The organism is Burkholderia sp. SCN-KJ, from assembly GCF_024656005.1.
In the GTDB taxonomy this organism is placed as follows: Bacteria; Pseudomonadota; Gammaproteobacteria; order Burkholderiales; family Burkholderiaceae; genus Burkholderia.
Genome location: NZ_JANKOG010000008.1, coordinates 248,409 through 266,683, shown reverse-complemented (window position 1 = coordinate 266,683; position 18,275 = coordinate 248,409). Strand labels below are relative to the sequence as shown.

At 63.8% G+C, this 18,275-nt stretch carries 16 protein-coding genes and 1 tRNA gene; 10 read left to right on the top strand and 7 right to left on the bottom strand.

Translation table 11 applies throughout. The features are described from left to right. The first annotated feature begins 14 nt into the window (after positions 1-14). The 4 genes from NQV17_RS16095 (at position 15) to NQV17_RS16080 (ending at position 5,148) form a co-directional block, all read left to right on the top strand. A complete protein-coding gene (locus NQV17_RS16095; RefSeq protein ID WP_257772976.1) occupies positions 15-2,981 on the top strand; it encodes a hypothetical protein in 2,967 nt (988 codons plus the stop codon). A gap of 78 nt (positions 2,982-3,059) precedes the next feature. Beyond that, the gene (locus NQV17_RS16090) at positions 3,060-3,464 is read left to right on the top strand and encodes a hypothetical protein (protein ID WP_257772975.1); all 405 of its coding nucleotides are present in this window, start codon (positions 3,060-3,062) and stop codon (positions 3,462-3,464) included. Beyond that, entirely contained in the window at positions 3,461-4,114 is a 654-nt protein-coding gene (locus tag NQV17_RS16085) for a hypothetical protein (protein WP_257772974.1), read from the top strand. The genes NQV17_RS16090 and NQV17_RS16085 overlap by 4 nt, the downstream gene beginning before the upstream one ends. Before the next feature lie 410 nt (positions 4,115-4,524). Beyond that, positions 4,525-5,148: a hypothetical protein gene (locus tag NQV17_RS16080; protein ID WP_257772973.1), complete on the top strand. Its 624-nt coding sequence runs from the start codon at positions 4,525-4,527 to the stop codon at positions 5,146-5,148. Between the two features lie 80 nt (positions 5,149-5,228). On the opposite strand, the gene NQV17_RS16075 is transcribed toward NQV17_RS16080, so the two are convergent. The 5 genes from NQV17_RS16075 to NQV17_RS16055 all read right to left on the bottom strand — a co-directional run bounded on the left by NQV17_RS16075 (position 5,229) and on the right by NQV17_RS16055 (position 10,204). Next, positions 5,229-6,260, bottom strand: coding sequence for a site-specific integrase (locus NQV17_RS16075; protein WP_257772972.1), 1,032 nt, complete (start codon positions 6,258-6,260; stop codon positions 5,229-5,231). Between the two features lie 105 nt (positions 6,261-6,365). Then, positions 6,366-7,766: a DUF6538 domain-containing protein gene (locus NQV17_RS16070; protein WP_257772971.1), complete on the bottom strand. Its 1,401-nt coding sequence runs from the start codon at positions 7,764-7,766 to the stop codon at positions 6,366-6,368. An 84-nt stretch (positions 7,767-7,850) separates the two neighbouring features. Further along, positions 7,851-7,935 (bottom strand) — tRNA-Leu (locus NQV17_RS16065). A 105-nt stretch (positions 7,936-8,040) separates the two neighbouring features. Continuing rightward, positions 8,041-9,198 (bottom strand): ABC transporter substrate-binding protein, encoded by a 1,158-nt coding sequence (locus tag NQV17_RS16060; RefSeq protein WP_124666010.1) that lies wholly within the window; start codon positions 9,196-9,198, stop codon positions 8,041-8,043. A gap of 64 nt (positions 9,199-9,262) precedes the next feature. Further along, positions 9,263-10,204 carry a CysB family HTH-type transcriptional regulator gene (locus NQV17_RS16055; RefSeq protein WP_009689198.1) on the bottom strand — a complete coding sequence of 314 codons (942 nt, stop codon included), beginning with the start codon at positions 10,202-10,204 and terminating at the stop codon, positions 9,263-9,265. A gap of 217 nt (positions 10,205-10,421) precedes the next feature. Between NQV17_RS16055 and NQV17_RS16050 the strand changes: the two genes are divergently transcribed. The 6 genes from NQV17_RS16050 (at position 10,422) to cobA (ending at position 16,624) form a co-directional block, all read left to right on the top strand. Then, on the top strand, positions 10,422-12,101 hold the full coding sequence (locus NQV17_RS16050; protein WP_257772970.1) for a nitrite/sulfite reductase: 1,680 nt from the start codon (positions 10,422-10,424) through the stop codon (positions 12,099-12,101). Between the two features lie 25 nt (positions 12,102-12,126). Further along, complete coding sequence (locus NQV17_RS16045) at positions 12,127-12,669, top strand: DUF934 domain-containing protein (RefSeq protein ID WP_044845618.1); 543 nt, start codon at positions 12,127-12,129, stop codon at positions 12,667-12,669. Beyond that, positions 12,666-13,409, top strand: a complete 744-nt coding sequence (locus tag NQV17_RS16040) for a phosphoadenylyl-sulfate reductase (protein WP_124572198.1) — start codon at positions 12,666-12,668, stop codon at positions 13,407-13,409. The genes NQV17_RS16045 and NQV17_RS16040 overlap by 4 nt, the downstream gene beginning before the upstream one ends. 75 nt (positions 13,410-13,484) lie before the next feature. Further along, on the top strand, positions 13,485-14,447 hold the full coding sequence (gene cysD, locus NQV17_RS16035) for a sulfate adenylyltransferase subunit CysD (protein ID WP_044845620.1): 963 nt from the start codon (positions 13,485-13,487) through the stop codon (positions 14,445-14,447). A 22-nt stretch (positions 14,448-14,469) separates the two neighbouring features. Beyond that, entirely contained in the window at positions 14,470-15,786 is a 1,317-nt protein-coding gene (locus NQV17_RS16030; protein WP_257772969.1) for a sulfate adenylyltransferase subunit 1, read from the top strand. A gap of 88 nt (positions 15,787-15,874) precedes the next feature. Continuing rightward, positions 15,875-16,624: a uroporphyrinogen-III C-methyltransferase gene (cobA, locus tag NQV17_RS16025; protein WP_257772968.1), complete on the top strand. Its 750-nt coding sequence runs from the start codon at positions 15,875-15,877 to the stop codon at positions 16,622-16,624. 90 nt (positions 16,625-16,714) lie between these two features. Here the strand turns inward: cobA and NQV17_RS16020 are convergent, their stop codons facing one another. Next, complete coding sequence (locus NQV17_RS16020; protein WP_044845623.1) at positions 16,715-17,098, bottom strand: sirohydrochlorin chelatase; 384 nt, start codon at positions 17,096-17,098, stop codon at positions 16,715-16,717. A 25-nt stretch (positions 17,099-17,123) separates the two neighbouring features. Further along, complete coding sequence (lptG, locus tag NQV17_RS16015; protein ID WP_044845624.1) at positions 17,124-18,272, bottom strand: LPS export ABC transporter permease LptG; 1,149 nt, start codon at positions 18,270-18,272, stop codon at positions 17,124-17,126. Positions 18,273-18,275 lie beyond the last annotated feature (3 nt).

The following is an 18,275-nucleotide window of genomic DNA, read 5'->3' as shown; positions in this document are numbered from 1 at the left end:
CTCCACACACCACCATGTCTCAATCTCCAAATTCCCCGCAGTCCATCACCAGCCGCCCTGAGGTTCCCGTTACGGGCCGTCAGGTGTTCTCCCAGCCTCAAGAGCGGCCTGTCGATACCTACGCAGCGCCGCAGCAGGATGCCACGCTCAATGGCCTTATCGACGGCCTCAGGGCGTTCAACCCGGCTCTGGATCACTACGTCAACCTGGAGAACCAGAAGGACGCCACGCAGGCCTTCAAACAGGGCACCGCTCAGGGTCAGCTCAGTGACGCTGGACTCATCGATGCGCAAACCGGGGGCATCAAGGTTCCGCCTCCGTCTGCGGACTCCCGCGTGGACCCTGCGTTCAACGATACGTTCGCTCAGGGCTATCGCAACGCGGTGGGCCTGAAGATTGGCAATCAGGTTCAGTCGGACATCCTGAGCGCCTACCAGGAGCATAAGAACCAGGACGGGTTCGACCCGGAGAAGTTCCTCCACGAGCAGGTAGCTCAGCATACGGCTGGCCTCACGGACCCGGCGATTGTCGACCAGGTATCCAAGAGCGTTGCTACGACGGCCGATAGTGTCCGAAAGGACTACGCTCAGGTGCAGTTCCAGCGCCTGAAGGAAACCGCATTCGGCAACTTCTCTGCGGTCGCTGATGGTGTCCTGGACCCGACCAAGAGCCTCCAGCAGATGTGGGATGGGGTTCAGCAGACGCTGGAGCCGATGCGCGGTCAGATGGGCATGATGACCCGCCCGGAGATGGCTGACATGCTCCTGGACAAGATCAACAATCTTTCCTCGCAAGCTGGCGGTCGGCCGGAGCTGTTCGACCTGTTCACGCAGTTCAAGGACCCGCACACGGGCCTGACGCTCCAGCAGATGAACCCGAAGATTCAATCGGAGGCCACCCGCCTCCAGCATCGGGCACTCGAAGAGCAGAACCAACGCATCGAGCAGGCGCAGCAAACGGACTTCTTCAAGAGGACCGTAGCGGATGAAGAGGCAGCGAGTCAGGGAAAACAACCTGACATCAATGACTTCGTGAACCGCATCGGGCCGCTCAATCAGTTCAAGAGCGCCGGGGCCGCTCTCGCGGAGTACAGGCGTATCCAGGGCATCGCAGATAGCGCGCTACAGACCCGACAGGCGATGTATTTGGTCAGTAGCGGGACGGCTTGGGCGCTCGGTAAGAAGGAGGCCCAGACTGCGCTGGATGCCATTCAAGAGCCCGCAGTACAGGCAATGATGGGCGCTGCCAGTGGCATGCAGTCCGGGGATTACTCCCGACACCCAACTGTGCAGCAGGCCTTAGCTGCGATTGTCCAGTCAACAGCTCAGTCTGGGCGCAGCGACCTGGCTAACACCAAGTTGAAGGGGCTGATTGATGGGGCTGTAAACGCTGCACCTGCGAAGGATGGCCAGCCATCCAGTCAGTTCCGTCTCGCAGCAATGCTGTTCAAGAACCTCCCTGATCAAATCCAGTCCCTCTACTTTGATGAGAAGGCCACTGACCTGTTCCGGACGTACACGAAGCAGGTAGACACTGGAATCTCTGATGGAATCGCATATGAGACGGCGTATCGGGCAATTTCGCCTGAGGCACAGAAGCTTGCACAAAAGCTAACCAGTGACCCGCAGTGGCAGGCGAAGGTGACCAAGGAGGTCTCCGGGCTCACCACGAGCTGGTATCAGCGAGTCCCTGTAGTTGGCCGGCTGTTTGGCGGCTCTCCGCAGAATGAAGATGCTGCCAGCACCTGGGCACAGCTTGAGCTACGTGACTATTACTTGCGCAATCCGAATGCTACCCCCGACCAAGCGAAGACCTGGATTCAGCAGCAGGTACAGTCCAATTTCGTGTATGACCCGGTGAACAAGATTGATGTACGGGTGCCCCCGAACAGAGCAAGTGAGCAAGCCCAGGAGGCAATCCAGAACTACTTGGAGAAGGCGCGCGCGAAGTATGGCGAAGAAGTTAGCCCCGGCCTTGTCTACAGCAAGAACGGTCAATACCAGCTAACCGCGTTCATCAATGGCAACCCTGTCCACGGCTTGGGCTATGTGACGTTCGATCAAATTATGCAGGAGACCGCAGACACGAAACTCCTGACAAAGGATGAACGCGCGGCGATGTTTGGCCTGCATCAGAAACTTGTGTCCAAAACGGCCACTACTCAGGACCTCATTGATAACGCGGAGGTGCTCGCCAAGGCGTACAACCTTAATCAGATCAACGACACCATGCGCGGCCAGATTGATAAGGTACGTGAAGGGGCGTTCGCTGGGGCACTGAGCAACGTTTTCAGCATGCCCAGCACGCCGGCCACATTTGCAGGCCTTTCGGGCTCCCGACTCACCGGCAGGGGCTCGAAGCTTCAGGTCAGCCAAGCTAAGAACTTCCTCACGAGCGCCAACCTCACTGAGCCTATCAGTTCCACCGGTTTGGCCGCGTCGCTCACGGCGATGGGCGAAGGTCTAGTGCTCAAGGCCACGCCCGACCCGAACCCGAAGGCTGGGAACAACATCGGCTACGGCTACAACCTGAACGCCAACGCCGGGACCATCGAAGAGGATTTCCGGCGCGCTGGCATTCCCTCCAAGTCCATCGATGGAATCAAGAGCGGCTCCGTGCAGATCACTCCTGAGCAAGCCGCTCGTCTCCTTGAGGTGTCGTTACCCCGTTACGAGGCGCGCGCAAAGCAGGCCGTGGAGGTGGCGAGTCCCGGATTGTGGCGGAGGATCAGCGCGGGTCAACGAGCAGTGTTCACGGACGTGGCTTACCAAGTGGGCGACGTTGGCCAGTTCCATAAAGCCATCGGCGCGCTCGCTCGGAAGGACATCGCGGGTTTCAACGATGCACTGAAGGTGACCTACCTGGACAAGGGCGGGAACCGTAGGGAGGACGTTCGCCGCAACAACCTCCGTTCTCTCATGATTAACGGTGTCTCAGCTTGGTCACAGGGACTCACGGAAGCGAACCGTACCGCGCAGTAGTCCCGCCCATCCGCTTCAACCCATGCCGCCCGCCAGTGATGGTGAGGGCGGCTTTTCTTTTTCTATCTCAGGAAACCTATGAACCAACGTAACGAAACCCTCATGGCTCTCGATGGAGCCCTTGCGCCGCTGCTGGCGGTAGTCGCTACGGCCACGGATGGGGCCGCAGTGTTCAACGATGACGGCACAACCATCAGAGCTCAGAGCCCCTTCGAGCTCGCATCGATCATCCGGAGTAATCCGCCCGTAGCCATCGCGAAACGTGAAGGGGCAGCGCGGTGGGCGTGGGGCTTCCCCGGCTGGGAGAAGCACCGGGATGAGCTTCAGGTGGCCGAGTTCGGGGAGCGCACGGGAATCTCTGACGAGTTCCTGGCGCTGGCTGGATTTGATCGGCAGGAACTGGCCAAGGAACTCGCGGTGTTGGAGGGCCTGGGCCATGTGGCGTTCATCGTGCGAAGCGGGCACGCGAAGGAGGGCGCGTGAGTAACGTGGAGCTGCTTCCCTGGGAAGGGGAGGATGAGCTGGCCGAGGTCAAGGCTCAGGCGTTGGCCGCTCAGCAGGCTTGCTTAGCGAACGGCGGCAGGCCTGTAGAGGCCGAGGCTCAGCCCGATGTCTCCGCGAATGAGTGCGCGCACGATCAGGGCCGCTCACACACCGATACCGCACCCCCGGATCTCCCGGAAATCGGCGCATTCGTTCGAAGCCTGGGTGGGCTCAACAGTGTGGCCATCTTTAAGGACCTTGTAGCGGCGGACCTGATGACCCACCGAGCTGGCCGCTATCAGCAGCGCTCCCGGCGTACCGGCGATGTGGAGTGGTTCCGCAGCGTCAAGGTGGGGCGGGGCCATGCGCTGTATGTCACACCGGCCGGTCAGGAGCTAATCAAACAACTCAAGAAGGACGGGAAGCTTACCAAGGCATTGACCAAACAGCCACTCACGCCGCAGCAGAAGAAGGCACGGGAGAAGGCCCGCAAGGCAGCGAAGGACAAGCGAGAGGCGGAGAGGGTGGCGCTGGCTGCAAATCAGCCGGCCGTCCTGGCCAAGCTCGAACAGACCATCGAAGAATGCATTCAGCGACGCGGGGCGCTTCGTGAACGGCTGTCGCTGCGTAGCCTGCCGGTAGCAGGCTAGTCAAGATTCGGCTGAAGTTCAATGAAAGATGCGCGCGCAACGAATGGCGTCCAGCCAATTGGAGCCTTCACGCCGAATGACCAGTCATGAGCAGCAACACAGAGAGGTACGCATTGAGTGATGCAGCAGGGGTAGGGCCGCACAAGTCAAAACAGTCAGGGAAATTGGGAGGGCCGCTAGGGCTGACCCACGCTCTCCTGACGGCTCCCCATCGGGTTCCGCACGGTAGCCTGAAGGTGGACGAAGGGCGGTTTCAGGTGCGGGACCACAACAGTAACAAGTATGTCCAGGGTATCCTCAAGAAGCAGGAATCAGCAGCGGTCAGCGCCTCATTGAAGGAGGTAGTGGAGCGGGGGGACCCACTAGACCCCGTGGTCTATTGGCAGGACCCAGCGGTATCGGATGGCCCCTTGTGGGTCATCGACGGTCACCATCGGATGGAGGCGTATGAGGCCGCTGAGGTGAGCCCTGAGGCCAGAGTGTGGGGGCAGCGGTTCACTGGAGCGACAGAGGCGGAGGCGCGTGCATTCGCCCTGCACATCAATTCCCGTGAGCACCTGAACATGACCCAGGCTGAGCGCCATCAAGCCTTTTGGTTGATGCTGCTGGCAGGAGAGGTATCCGGCAGCGCGCGGGACCTGGAGCAACGATTCAACGTCCCTAAGTCCACCGTAAGCCGAATGAGCCAACAGGTGCCCGCAGTCCGGGAGCGGTTGCGCCTCATGGCTGCTGCTGAAGGAGCGGAGTTGGACGTAGGGTATATCCGCGAGAGTGCGCCGCAGTGGCGCAAGCTGTCCGAGTGGCAAGCCAATGATACGGAGGTGGAGAAGATGGCCGCTGAGGCCCTGGAGCAAAGAGCAATTGATGGCGTGGTCCGTGGGATGGCCGTCAAGTTTGGGAAGGTGGTACAGGCTCAGCCGGACATCGTGCTGAAGGCATTCGAGCAGTTCTTTCAGGAGGCCACTGGGCAGGCCCTCGATGTTCGTCGGCTAAGCCCTGAAGAGGCCGCTGAGCGGGACTCGTGGGAGTTCTAGCAGAGCCCCGTGGGATGGGCTTCAGGTGTCCCATATAGAAGCATGGTTTGGGACAGCGGGAACTGTCCCAATGGGACACCCTAGCCAAGCCGCCCCAGCAGGCTCCTAGGGTCCAGGTGCGTGTAACGGTTGAGCATCTGAAGTGTCTTATGGCCGCTGATGGTTCTGGCCTCCACCATGTTGAATCCCTTCTCAAATAGACGAGAGACGGCCTCATGCCGGAAGTCATGGAATGTGAAGTCCTCCATGTCGCACGCAATGCGGGCCTTCTTAAAGCGCCTCGCAATGCTCCCCTTGAGGATGTCGAAAACGTACCGGTCGGGATTCATCGGGAGCGTTCGGAGGGCTGCAACTGCCGCGCTGGATAGGGGCACCGTGCGGGGCTCTCCATTCTTCGTATCGGGGAGATACGCGAGCCGGCCATCAAGGTCCAGGTTCTGCCACGTAAGCGAGGCTATCTCCCCGCGCCTCATCGCTGTTTCGACCGCGACGATTACAGCGACCTTTAGCCAGTGGTCTCCGGTCCGTTCGCACCAGTCGATGATTTTGTCGAATTCTCCCGAGCGAAGTCGGCGATCTCTAACGTTGCCCTGCTTCATTCGTCTCATGGCCTTCCTGGGGTTCACAACATCTTCATAGCCCCAGTCAGCGCGCGCCACTTCGTATAGGTGTGAGATAAACGCAATCTCAGTGCGTATCGTGGCGATTTTGATTCCCTGTGCTAGGCGCTGATTCATGTACGCGGTTAAGTCCGCCCCACGGAGGCTGTAAAGGGGGCGGTCTGCTAGGGGATGTTTGAGCCACCGTCTGATGACGCCCATCTCGGTGTGCGCGCTCTTCTTGTGGGGGGTTACTTCCTTGGCGTACCTCTCAATGGCCTCTCTTACCGTGAGGTCACGGCGTGGAGCTGGAGGCGGGACGAAATCGACATGCGCCCTTTGTTTTTGTCGTCGCTCGTCGCGCGCTGCATGTCCACTCATGCGCGGGAGGTGGAGTCGTAACCACTGCTCGGCCTCGTCATAGGTGTCGAAGGTCCGAGTTTTTACTTTGCCGTTCGGATAGTAAATGCCGGCCTGGAAGCGCCCGCTAGGGAGTTTGATGATGTGCTCCATTGCTGCCCCACATGTGTTGTCTGGGGCGCACGATAGCAACGGGCTGGGGGCTTGCGTAAGCCCCTCGGGTATAGTGGAAAACCGTCAGTTCTATTGAGCGTTCCACTAGGACACGTCATGTGAGAGTGGATTACCCGCGCCCGTCGGATGCAGTGCCTTACCTAACCATTCGTGCTTGATTGGAAGGCTGTACCCCTTGCCGTACCCCGCAGCTTCGCCCTTGGTCGCCCACCCGCCAATCGAGTGGCGAACCTCCGTAGGGCAGCCAACATCACGCAGACGGTCAGCCATCGTATGCCGGAACTCATGGGCCGTATGCTCCCACTTGTTCGCCCGTAGCCAGCCCGCAACGGTGGCCGATGCGCTGTCAGCGTTGCACCCCTTGGCGTCTGAGGTGTAGCGGGGGAAGGCGAACTTCTGCCCCGGCTTCGCGGATTCCTTCACTCGCCGGGCTGCCCATAGAGAATGACCAAGGAGGGGGACCTCCCGCTCACTCGGCCCACCAGCGCCACCCTTTACGGTTCTCCAAGGTTGTTCCTTGATGACGATGTGCGGCACCGGGCCATCCAGCACAATCTCCCCCAGCGTGAGGCCAGTGACCTCCGCGATTCGTGCGCCTGTGTCTGACAGCAGCGCGACCAACCAGCGGATGTCATCGTCCATCTCCACACACTTGGCTTGTACAGCAGAGAGCTCACCGGGAGTGAATGGGACCCTGCCTTTCGTGTCCTTGCCTTCACCAGCAATCTGAAGGGACTCAAAGGGGTTCGTCCGCATCAGTTCTTTTTCCCTGATGTAGGAGGCAAAGACCGCGCTGATAGTGCTGATGCGGCGGCGCACTGTCCCAGTCTTCAGGCCGGTGGCGAGCTGGCTGTCAACGTACTTGCGGGCGTCTTCCCGCGTGGCCTTGGCAAACGGTTTATCGCCAACAACATCGGTCAGGGTCTTGAACGCAGCCCGAGAGAACCCCGTGAACTTCTCGTCGTCACGCTTCTTGTGATGGCTGATGTACAACTCCAGGGCATCGCTGAGCGAATCCTCTAAGGTCCCGGCCACCATCTGCGCAGCCGTGGACTCCACCGCCGTGAGGTATTCCGCCCCACTGGCTTCCCGGTATACCTGTTCATCACCGTCAGCGTGGGCGGTGCGTTTCTTCTCAAGGTGGTCGTGGAAGAGCTGTACGGCCATCTCCGTGGTCTCGTCCCGCTCCGCGCTGGGAACGATGCCCCAGGATGCTAGAAACGCCTCAGCGTGCTTCCTGGTGGCTTTCAGGGACGATTCAGGATCAGCCCGCAGCATCCGCCACTCTTCCTCATACCGCTTGTTGAGGGCGTCAATCATGTGCGCCGCTTGGCCAACGTCAGAGGTCTTGAGATTGATCTTTACGGCCTTCTTGCCGTAGTGGTGCTGGAGGTCGCGGGGGATAGGGCGCTGGAAATAGTAGATGTCCCCGCGCAGATAGCTGTTCTTCAAGGTGAAGGTGAGCGCGCCTAGGCGTAGCTTCATAGGATGGTAACCACAGAAGTTACCACAGAAACACGCCGGGGATTACTGGAGAGCCTTACTGGATAAGGCTTTGAAGGAATTTGATGGTGCCCAGGGCCGGAATCGAACCGGCACGCCTTGCGGCGGGGGATTTTGAGTCCCCTGCGTCTACCAATTTCACCACCTGGGCTTTGATCCTGGCCGCGCATGCGATTCGTACGGATTGTGCGCGGCGAAACGCGGATTATGGCGGAAAACGGGGCACCGGGCAAGCTGTCCGGCGACCGCCCGTGCGTTACTGGCTCAGATAGACGAATCGGCCCTGCTTCACGATCCCCATCACGCTCGCGCGCTGATCGAGCCCCACGTGATCCTTGTCGCTGGTGTTGACGACGCCATTCGGCACGACGAGTTCGTGCGCGCGTTCGAGTTCGCGCCGCAGCGCCGCGCGGAAGCCTGGCGTGCCGGGCTGCGCGGCCTTGAGCGCGCGGCCGACCGCGTCGGCGAGGCGCGGGTACACGCCCGCCGCGTCGCCCGCGAACTGGGTGACCGTGCCGGCGCCGTATTTCGCTTCATACGCATCGACGAACGCGAGCGCGGCCTTGCGGGCCGGATGATCGGCAGGCAGCGTGCGCGCGACGACCACCGGCTGGGTCGGGAACAGCGTCCCGTCGACGTCCTTGCCGCCGAGCTTGATGAACTCCGGCGTGGCGATCCCGTGCGTCTGGTAGATCGCGCCCTTGTAGCCGCGCTCGATCAGCGTGCGTTGCGGCAGCACGGCCGGCGTGCCCGAGCCGGCGATCAGGATCGCGTCGGGCTTCGCGGCGATCAGCTTCAGTGCCTGGCCGGTGACGCTCGCGTCGGTGCGGTTGAAGCGTTCCGTCGCGATCACGCGGATCTTGCGGACTTCCGCGAAGCGCGTGAATTCGTTCAGCCAGCTGTCGCCATAGCTGTCCGCGAAGCCGATGAAGCCGACCGTCTTCACGCCGTGGTTGGCCATGTAGCGCGTCATCACGTCGGCCATCGCGCTGTCGCTCTGCGCCATCTTGAATGCCCAGGTCCGCGCGCCTTCCTGCGGCTCGACGATCGCGCCGGAGCCGACCAGCGTGATCATCGGCGTCTGGGCGGCGGCCACCGCGTCGAGCGCCGCGAGCGCGGCCGGCGTGATGTTCGGCCCGACCACGACGTCGACGCGATCCTCGTCGACCAGCTTGCGGATGTTGCGCACGGCCGCGCCCGGGTCGGAGGCGTCGTCGAGCACCGTCACCTGCACCGGCTGCCCGGCGATCGTCTTCGGCCACATCAGGATCGCGTTCTTGCTGGTGATGCCGATCGCGGCGGCCGGGCCGGTCGACGACAGGTCGACGCCGACCTTCAGGTCGGCATGCGCGGCCGCGCAGGCGAGCACGAGGGCGGCGCCGGCGGCGCGGCGCAACAGGGCGGGAAGCGTCATGCGGAAATCTCCGTCGGGCAATAAAAAGGGGCGCGATTTGCGCCCCTGTCGTTATACCTGACCGTCAAAGCTCGTACGATTCGGATTCGCCCTTGAGCGCCTGCTCGATCAGCTTGCGGTTCAGCGTCGGCGACAGCAGCTCGACGAGCGTATACACATAGCTGCGCAGATAGGCGCCCTGCTTGAGCGCGACACGCGTCACGTTGCTGCCGAACAGGTGGCCGACCGGAATCAGCCGCAGGTTGCGGTCGCGCTCCGGGTTGAATGCGATATCGGCCATGATCCCGACGCCGAGGCCGAGTTCGACATAGGTCTTGATCACATCGGCGTCGATCGCCTCGAGCACGATGTCAGGCGACAGCCCGCGCAGCGCGAACGCATGATTGATCTTCTTGCGGCCGGCGAACGCGTCGTCGTACGTGATCAGCGGGTACTGCGCGAGATCGTCCAGCGTGACCGGCTTGCGTTCGAGCAGCGGATGGTCGGCCGGTACCACGGCCGCGTGATGCCACTGGAAGCAGGGCAGCGACACGAGTTCCTTGTAGTCGGCGATCGCCTCGGTCGCGATCGCGAGATCGGCCTGGTCGTGGATCACCATCTCGGCGACCTGCGTCGGGCTGCCCTGCAGGATCGACAGGTGAACCTTCGGGAAGCGCTTCTTGAACTCGGCGATCGCGGCCGGCAGCGAGTAGCGGGCCTGCGTGTGGGTGGCGGCGATCGTCAGGTTGCCCTGATCCTGCGCCGCGTAATCTTTTCCGACCCTTTTAAGGCTTTCAACTTCCTGCAGGATCCGCTCGACCGATGCGAGGATGATCCTGCCCGGCTCGGTGAGCGAGCGCACGCGCTTGCCGTGGCGCGTGAAGATCTCCACGCCGAGCTCGTCCTCGAGCTCGATGATCGCCTTCGACACCCCCGGTTGCGACGTGTAGAGCGCCTTGGCGGCCTCGGTGAGGTTGAAATTCTGCCGGACGGCCTCGCGCACGAAGCGAAATTGGTGCAGGTTCATTTATAACCCTTCCGCATATCAACAGAATTTTTTAGTCGTTTGAAATATAAGGCGAGTTTATTACGATTCACCGGAGTTTTTCAAATATGGATATCTGTTTTCGTCATTAGCAATCCAGCCGGGCAGCGGAAGGCCGGCGATGGCGGCGGAACGGAGATTCGGGCGCGACGTGGCTAGGACGTCGCGCGGTCACCACGAAAACCCCTGGGGTCCCCGAATGTATCAGTACGACCAATACGACCAGACGATCGTCGACGAGCGTGTCGCGCAGTACCGCGATCAGGTGCGCCGCCGGCTGTCGGGCGAGTTGAGCGAAGAAGAATTCCGTCCGCTGCGCCTGCAGAACGGCCTGTACATGCAGCGCCACGCGTACATGCACCGCATCGCGATTCCGTACGGCAACCTGCGCAGCGACCAGTTGCGGATGCTGGCGCGCATCGCCCGCGAACACGACCGCGGCTACGGCCACTTCTCGACCCGCTCGAACATCCAGTTCAACTGGATCCAGCTCGAGGAAACCCCCGAGATCCTCGCGAAGCTCGCGTCGGTGCAGATGCACGGCATCCAGACCTCGGGCAACTGCATCCGCAACATCACGGCGGACCAGTTCGCGGGCGTCGCCCAGGACGAGGAAATCGATCCGCGTCCGTGGTCGGAAATCCTGCGCCAGTGGTCGACGTTCCATCCCGAATTCGCGTGGCTGCCGCGCAAGTTCAAGATCGCGGTGTCGGGCTCGGCACACGACCGCGCGGCCGTGCAGATCCACGATCTCGGCGTGTACCTGAAGAAGAACGCGCAGGGCGAGGTGGTCGCGAGCATCCTCGCGGGCGGCGGCCTCGGCCGTACGCCGATCATCGGCGCGGTGATCAAGGAAGACCTGCCCTGGCAGCACCTGCTCACCTATTGCGAAGCCGTGCTGCGCGTGTACAACCGCTACGGCCGCCGCGACAACCTGTACAAGGCGCGTATCAAGATCCTCGTGAAGGCGCTGTCGCCCGCGAAGTTCGCGCAGCAGGTCGAGGAAGAGTGGCAGCACCTGAAGGACGGCCCGTCGACGCTCACGCAGGCGGAAGTCGACCGCGTGTCGCAGTACTTCCAGCCGCCCGTCTACGAGAAGCTGGCCGACACCGACGCGTCGTTCGAACAGCACCTGCTCGAGAACAAGGCGTTCGCGCGCTGGGTCGAGCGCAACGTCGCGCCGCACAAGGTGCCGGGCTATGCCGCGGTCACGCTGTCGCTGAAGGACCACCGCGTGGCCCCGGGCGACGCGACCGACGCGCAGATGGACCTGGTGGCCGACTGGGCCGACGCGTACTCGCTTGGCGAACTGCGCGTGTCGCACGAGCAGAACCTGATCCTCGCGAACGTGAAGAAGCGCGACCTGTTCACGGTGTGGGAAAAGGCGAAGGCGGCCAGCTTCGCGACGCCGAACGTCGGCCTGCTGACCGACATCATCGCGTGCCCGGGCGGCGATTTCTGCTCGCTCGCGAACGCGAAGTCGATCCCGATCGCGCTGGCGATCCAGCAGCGTTTCGACGATCTGGACTACGTGTACGACCTCGGCGACCTGTCGCTGAACATTTCCGGTTGCATGAACTCGTGCGGTCATCATCACGTGGGCAACATCGGCATCCTCGGCGTCGACAAGGACGGTGCCGAGTGGTACCAGGTGTCGCTCGGCGGCGAGCAGGGCACGGGCCGCAACGGCGCGCGCCTCGGCCGCGTGATCGGGCCGTCGTTTTCCGCGGATGAAGTGCCGGGCGTGATCGCGAAGCTGATCGACACGTTCGTCGAGGCACGCATCGACGGCGAGCGCTTCATCGACACGTACGACCGCATCGGCATCGCTCCGTTCAAGGAGCGCGTGTATGCGGCGCGCCAGGCAGTCAACGCGTAACCAACCGGGTAGAAGGAATTTGCAGATGGCTTCGATTATCAAGAACCGCGCAGTGATCGACGACGCATGGCAGGTCGTGCGCGCGGCGGAAGACGGTGCGCTGCCCGCGGTCGACGCATTGCCGGCCGGCAAGGTGCTGGTGCCGTTCACCCTGTGGCAGGCCGAGCGCGCGGCGCTCGTCGCCGCGAAGACGAAGGACGAACTCGGCGTGTGGCTCGCGCCGGACAGCGAGCCGGCCGACCTCGTGGCCGACTTCGGTGCGATCTCGCTGATCGCCGTCGATTTCCCGCGCTTCGCGGACGGCCGCGGCTACAGCATCGCGCGCCTGCTGCGCGAGCGCCACGGCTGGACCGGCGAGCTGCGCGCGATCGGCGACGTGCTGCGCGACCAGCTGCTGTACATGTCGCGTTGCGGCTTCGACGCGTTCGCGGTGCGGGCCGACAAGGACATCCACGATGCGCTGAACGCGTTCGGCGAATTCACGCAGCGTTACCAGGGCGCATTCGACGAGCCGGCGCCGCTGTTCCGCCGCCGCGCGGCCGCGGCCGACGCGAAGGTGAGCGCATGAGCGCCGCGACCGCACTGACGCCCGAACTCGCCGCGAAGGTCGAGCGCCTCGACGCGCTGCTCGCGCAGATCGGCGCGAGCCACGAGAAGGTGAAGTTCGCGAGCAGCCTCGCCGCGGAAGACATGCTGCTCACGCACGCGATCCTGTCGAAGGGCGTGTCGATCGGCATCTTCTCGCTGAACACCGGCCGCCTGCATGCGGAAACGCTGGGCATGATCGACCGCGTGCGCGAGCGCTACGGCTACGAGATCGAGCAGTTTCATCCGCAGCAGGACGCGGTCGACCAGTACGTCGCCGAGCACGGCCTGAACGCGTTCTACGAAAGCGTCGAGCTGCGCAAATCGTGCTGCCACATCCGCAAGGTCGAGCCGCTGAACCGCGCGCTGGCCGACGTCGGCGCGTGGGTCACGGGCCAGCGTCGCGAGCAGTCGGTCACGCGTGCGGAGCTGCACGAGGAAGAACAGGACGAAGCGCGCGGGATCGCGAAGTACAACCCGCTCGCCGACTGGACGGAAGCCGACGTGTGGGCGTACCTGAAGGCGTTCGACGTGCCGGTCAACCCGCTGCACGCGCGCGGCTATCCGAGCATCGGCTGCGAGCCGTGTACGCGCGCGATCCGCCCCGGCGAGGACAGCCGGGCTGGCCGCTGGTGGTGGGAGTCGCGCGACACGAAGGAATGCGGGCTGCACATCACGATCACGCCGATTCCCGCGAACGCCGAAGCCGGCGCCGCGCACTGAAAGCCGACAAGAAACCGAATATTGCGCCGCCCGCGACAGCGGGCGGCACGAACCCAGAAGAGAAGGACTGAAATCATGAGCACGACGCTCGAGCAATCCGCCTTTGCCCCGCCCACCGGTGCCGACGACCGCATGGGCCACCTCGACTGGCTCGAAGCCGAGTCGATCCACATCCTGCGCGAACTCGTTGCCGAATGCAGCAAGCCGGCGCTGTTGTTCTCGGGCGGCAAGGACTCGGTCGTCGTGCTGCACCTCGCGCTGAAGGCGTTTGGCCTCGGCGCGAACCGCAAGACGACGCTGCCGTTCCCGCTCGTGCACATCGACACGGGCCACAACTACGAGGAAGTGATCGACTTCCGCGACCGCCGCGCGCAGGAGCTCGGCGCCGAGCTGGTGGTCGGCCACGTCGAGGATTCGATCAAGCGCGGCACGGTCGTGCTGCGCCGCGAAACCGATTCGCGCAACGCCGCGCAGGCCGTCACGCTGCTCGAGACGATCGAACAGCACGGCTACACGGCGCTGATCGGCGGCGCGCGCCGCGACGAAGAGAAGGCGCGCGCGAAGGAGCGGATCTTCTCGTTCCGCGACGAATTCGGCCAGTGGGATCCGAAGGCGCAGCGCCCGGAACTGTGGAGCCTGTACAACGCGCGCCTGCACAACGGCGAGCACCTGCGCGTGTTCCCGATCTCGAACTGGACGGAACTCGACGTGTGGCAGTACATCGCGCGCGAAAACCTCGAACTGCCGTCGATCTACTACGCGCACCAGCGCGAGATCGTGCGTCGCAACGGGCTGCTCGTGCCGGTCACGCCGCTCACGCCGATGCGTGACGGCGAGACGAGCGAACTCGCGCAGGTGCGCTTCCGTACCGTTGGCGACATCAGCTGCACGTGCCCGGTCGAGAGCGACGCGGACGACGTCGAGAAAATCATCGCCGAGACGGCGGTGACCGAGATCACCGAACGCGGCGCGACCCGGATGGACGACCAGGCATCCGAAGCCGCGATGGAACAGCGCAAGAAGCAAGGTTATTTCTGAAGCACACGAGGACATTCACATCATGAGCATCATCGAGAACACCGAAGACCTCGGCGTGTTGCGTTTCATCACCGCGGGCAGCGTCGACGACGGCAAGAGCACGCTGATCGGCCGCCTGCTGTACGACAGCAAGGCCGTGCTGTCCGACCAGCTGTCCGCGCTGTCGCGCGCGAAGAACAAGCGCACGGTCGGCGACGAGATCGACCTCGCGCTGCTGACGGACGGGCTCGAGGCCGAGCGCGAGCAGGGCATCACGATCGACGTCGCCTACCGCTATTTCGCGACCGCGAAGCGCAAGTTCATCATCGCGGACACGCCGGGCCACGAGCAGTACACGCGCAACATGGTGACGGGCGCATCGACCGCGCATGCGGCGATCATCCTGGTCGACGCGACGCGCGTGACGATCGAGAACGGCGTGGCGGAACTGCTGCCGCAAACGAAGCGCCACAGCGCGATCGTGAAGCTGCTCGCGCTGCAGCACGTGATCGTCGCGATCAACAAGATGGACCTGATCGACTACAGCGAAGCGCGCTTCAACGAGATCCGCGACGCGTACGTCGCGCTCGCGAAGCAGCTCGGCCTGAAGGACGTGCGTTTCGTGCCGGTGTCGGCGCTGAAGGGCGACAACATCGTCGGCGCGAGCGAGCGCATGCCGTGGTACGCGGGCGAGCCGCTGCTCGACCTGCTCGAATCGCTGCCGGTCGAGACGCAAGCGCACGACGCGCTGCGCTTCCCGGTGCAGTGGGTCGCACGCCAGGACGGCAGCTCGGCCGACGATTTCCGCGGCTACATGGGCCGGATCGAATCGGGCGAGGTGAAGGTCGGTGACGAAATCGTCGTGCTGCCGTCGAACCGCACCGCGACGGTCGCCGAGATCATCGCGCCGGTGCCGGGCGGCACGGCGGCGGTTGCGCACGCGTTCGCGGGCCAGACGGTGACGATTCGCCTCGAACAGGACGTCGACGTGTCGCGCGGCGACATGTTCGTCACGACCGCCGAGACGGTCGCGCCGGCGAAGAAGCTCGAGGCGGACCTGTGCTGGTTCGACGAGACGCCGCTGTCGCCGCAGCGCAAGTACCTGCTCAAGCAGACCACGAGCACGGTGTTCGCGAAGATCGGCGCGGTCAAGGAAGTGCTCGACGTGCATACGCTGTCGCACGCGACCGACCGCCAGGAACTGAAGATGAACGACATCGGCCGCGTCGCGCTGACGCTGCAGAAGCCGATCGTCTGCGACACCTACGATGCGCACCCGGGCACGGGCGCGTTCGTGCTGATCGACGAGGCGACGCACCACACGGTCGCCGCCGGCATGATTCGGGCGTTCTCGGCGTAACGGGCTTAACCGGCGGTCAGCGCCGCCCTCGCGGCGGCGCGGGCCGGCCGCCGTCCGCACGAGCGGGACCCCAAGCGAAGCGACAAACATGGGCAAGGTATATCTGATCGGAGCAGGGCCGGGCGCCGCGGACCTCATCACGGTGCGCGGCATGCGGCTGCTCGAGCAAGCCGACGTCGTGCTGCACGACGCGCTCGTCGAGCCGGCGATGCTCGACTACGCACCGAACGCGCGCAAGATCGCGGTCGGCAAGCGTTGCGGGCAGCGTTCGACCGCGCAGCATTTCATCAACAAGCAGATCGTCGACGCGGCGCGCGAGCACGCGTGCGTGGTGCGCCTGAAGGGCGGCGACCCGATGCTGTTCGGTCGCGCCGAAGAGGAAATGCGCGCGCTCGAAGCGGCGGGCATCGATTTCGAGGTCGTACCGGGCATCACCGCGGCGCTGGCCGGCGCGGCGACGCTGAAGCGCTCGCTGACGTTGCGCGGCGTGTCGCGCAGCGTCGCGTTCGCGACGCACAGCCGCGCACCGGGCAGCGACGAGATTCGCGAGGCCGCGCGCGCCGATTCGATCGTCTACTACATGGGCCGCGACAGTGCGCCGGGCATCGCGCAGGAACTGATCGACGCGGGCCGTGCGAGCGCGACGCCGGTGGCGATCGTCGAGGCTTGCAGCACCGCGCGCGAGCGCACGCTGACGCTGACGCTCGGGCAGATGGCGGCGGGCGGCGCGCAGGCGTGGCTCGACCCGGCGGAACCGAGCCTGCTGATGATCGGCGATGCGTTCGCCGAACGCGTGCGGCACGTGAAAGAGGGCGATACGTTGCAGGATGCGGCCTGAGTCGAACATGCGATCCGCAGGCAAAAAAAGCGCCGGCTTCCGAAGCCGGCGCTTTTTCGTTTGGGCTCGCCGTTTCGGCCAGCGATTTGCTTACGCGTCGCGGCCGAGCTGGTCGATGCAGTAGCGCGCGATCGCATCGAGCACGCCGTCGTCTTCCCCGACGGCCGTCGCGCAACGGATCTCGACGCCCGGATGCGTGGCCCGGCATGCGTCGACGAGCTGCGGCAGGTCGCGGCGCACATGCCCGCCCTGACCGAAGAACACGGGTACCACGGTGATGCGCGTGCAGCCGGCCGCGACTTGCGCGGCGACGGCCGTATCGAGCGACGGCGTCATCAGTTCGAGAAACGCGAGCGACACGTGCGGAGCAGGGGAGCCGGCCCCGCGCAGCCGCGCGGCGAGCCGCTCGAACGGCTCGGCCCAGCGCGGATCGCGTGCGCCGTGGCCGAACAGGACGATGCCGTGCGAACTCATGTCGAAGCCTCCGTCGTGACGGCGCTCAGTGCCGGTCGACCCACTTGAGCGCGAACAGGCCGAGCGCGAGATAGATGAGGCCCGGCGTCGCCGCGGTCAGCGGTGCGGGCCACGTGTTCAGCGTGCCGATGTGCGAGAACAGCGTGTTGAGCAGCTGGAAGCTCATGCCGAGCATGATGCCGCCGAACACCTTCACGCCGACCACGCCGGCACGCGTGTGCAGGTACGCGAACGGCAGCGACAGCACGAGCATCACGAACACCGCGAACGGGTAGAGCAGCTTGCGCCACAGCGCGATGTCGTAGCGCTGCGTGTCCTGCTGGTTTTCGCGCAAGTGCTGGATGTAGCGGAACAGGTTGATGAGCGACATCCGTTCCGGCGACACGAGCAGCACCGACAGGATCTGCGGCGTCAGGTCCGAGCGCAGCCGGTATTCGGGCAGCGTCACCTGCTGCGACCGGTACACGGGGTTCAGCGCGTCTGCCGGTGCGCCGCCGATCGGCTTGATCGGCGTCAGTTCGGTTTCCGTGACGCCCTTGAGCAGCCAGTGGCCGGGCGGCTCGTAGCGGCCCGTCTGCGCGATCCGCACGTTCTGCAGCTGGAACTTCGAGTCGAACTCGTAGATGCGCACGTTGCTGATCGTCGAGTCGGGCGACAGGCTGCCGACGTTCACGAAGCGCGTGACCTGCTCGCCGTTCTCGCGGGCCGCGAGCGTGTCCTTCACCCATACGCCCGACTGGAAGTTCGACGACACCGACGCGCCGAGCGCCTGCAGCCGCACGCGTTCGGACAGCTGGTCGGCGTACGGGCCGACGAATTCGCCGATCAGGTAGGTGATGATGACGAGCGGCACGCCGATCTTCAGCAGCGAGCGCAGCGCCTGGTTGGTCGCGAGGCCCGACACGCGGAAGATCGTGAATTCCGAGTTCGCGGCCATCTGCGCGAACACGTAGATCGCGCTGATGAGCGCGGCGACCGGGATGATCTCGTAGAAGCGCGACGGGGTCTGCAGCGCGACGCGCAGCACCGCGTAGCCGAACTTGTAGTTGCCGTGCCCGACCGAGTTCAGTTCGCTGATCAGGTCGAAGAAGAAGAACAGGCCCGAGAACGCGAACAGGATGAAGATGAACGTGACGTAGATCTGCCGCGCGAAGTATTTTTCATAGAGCCGCATCGA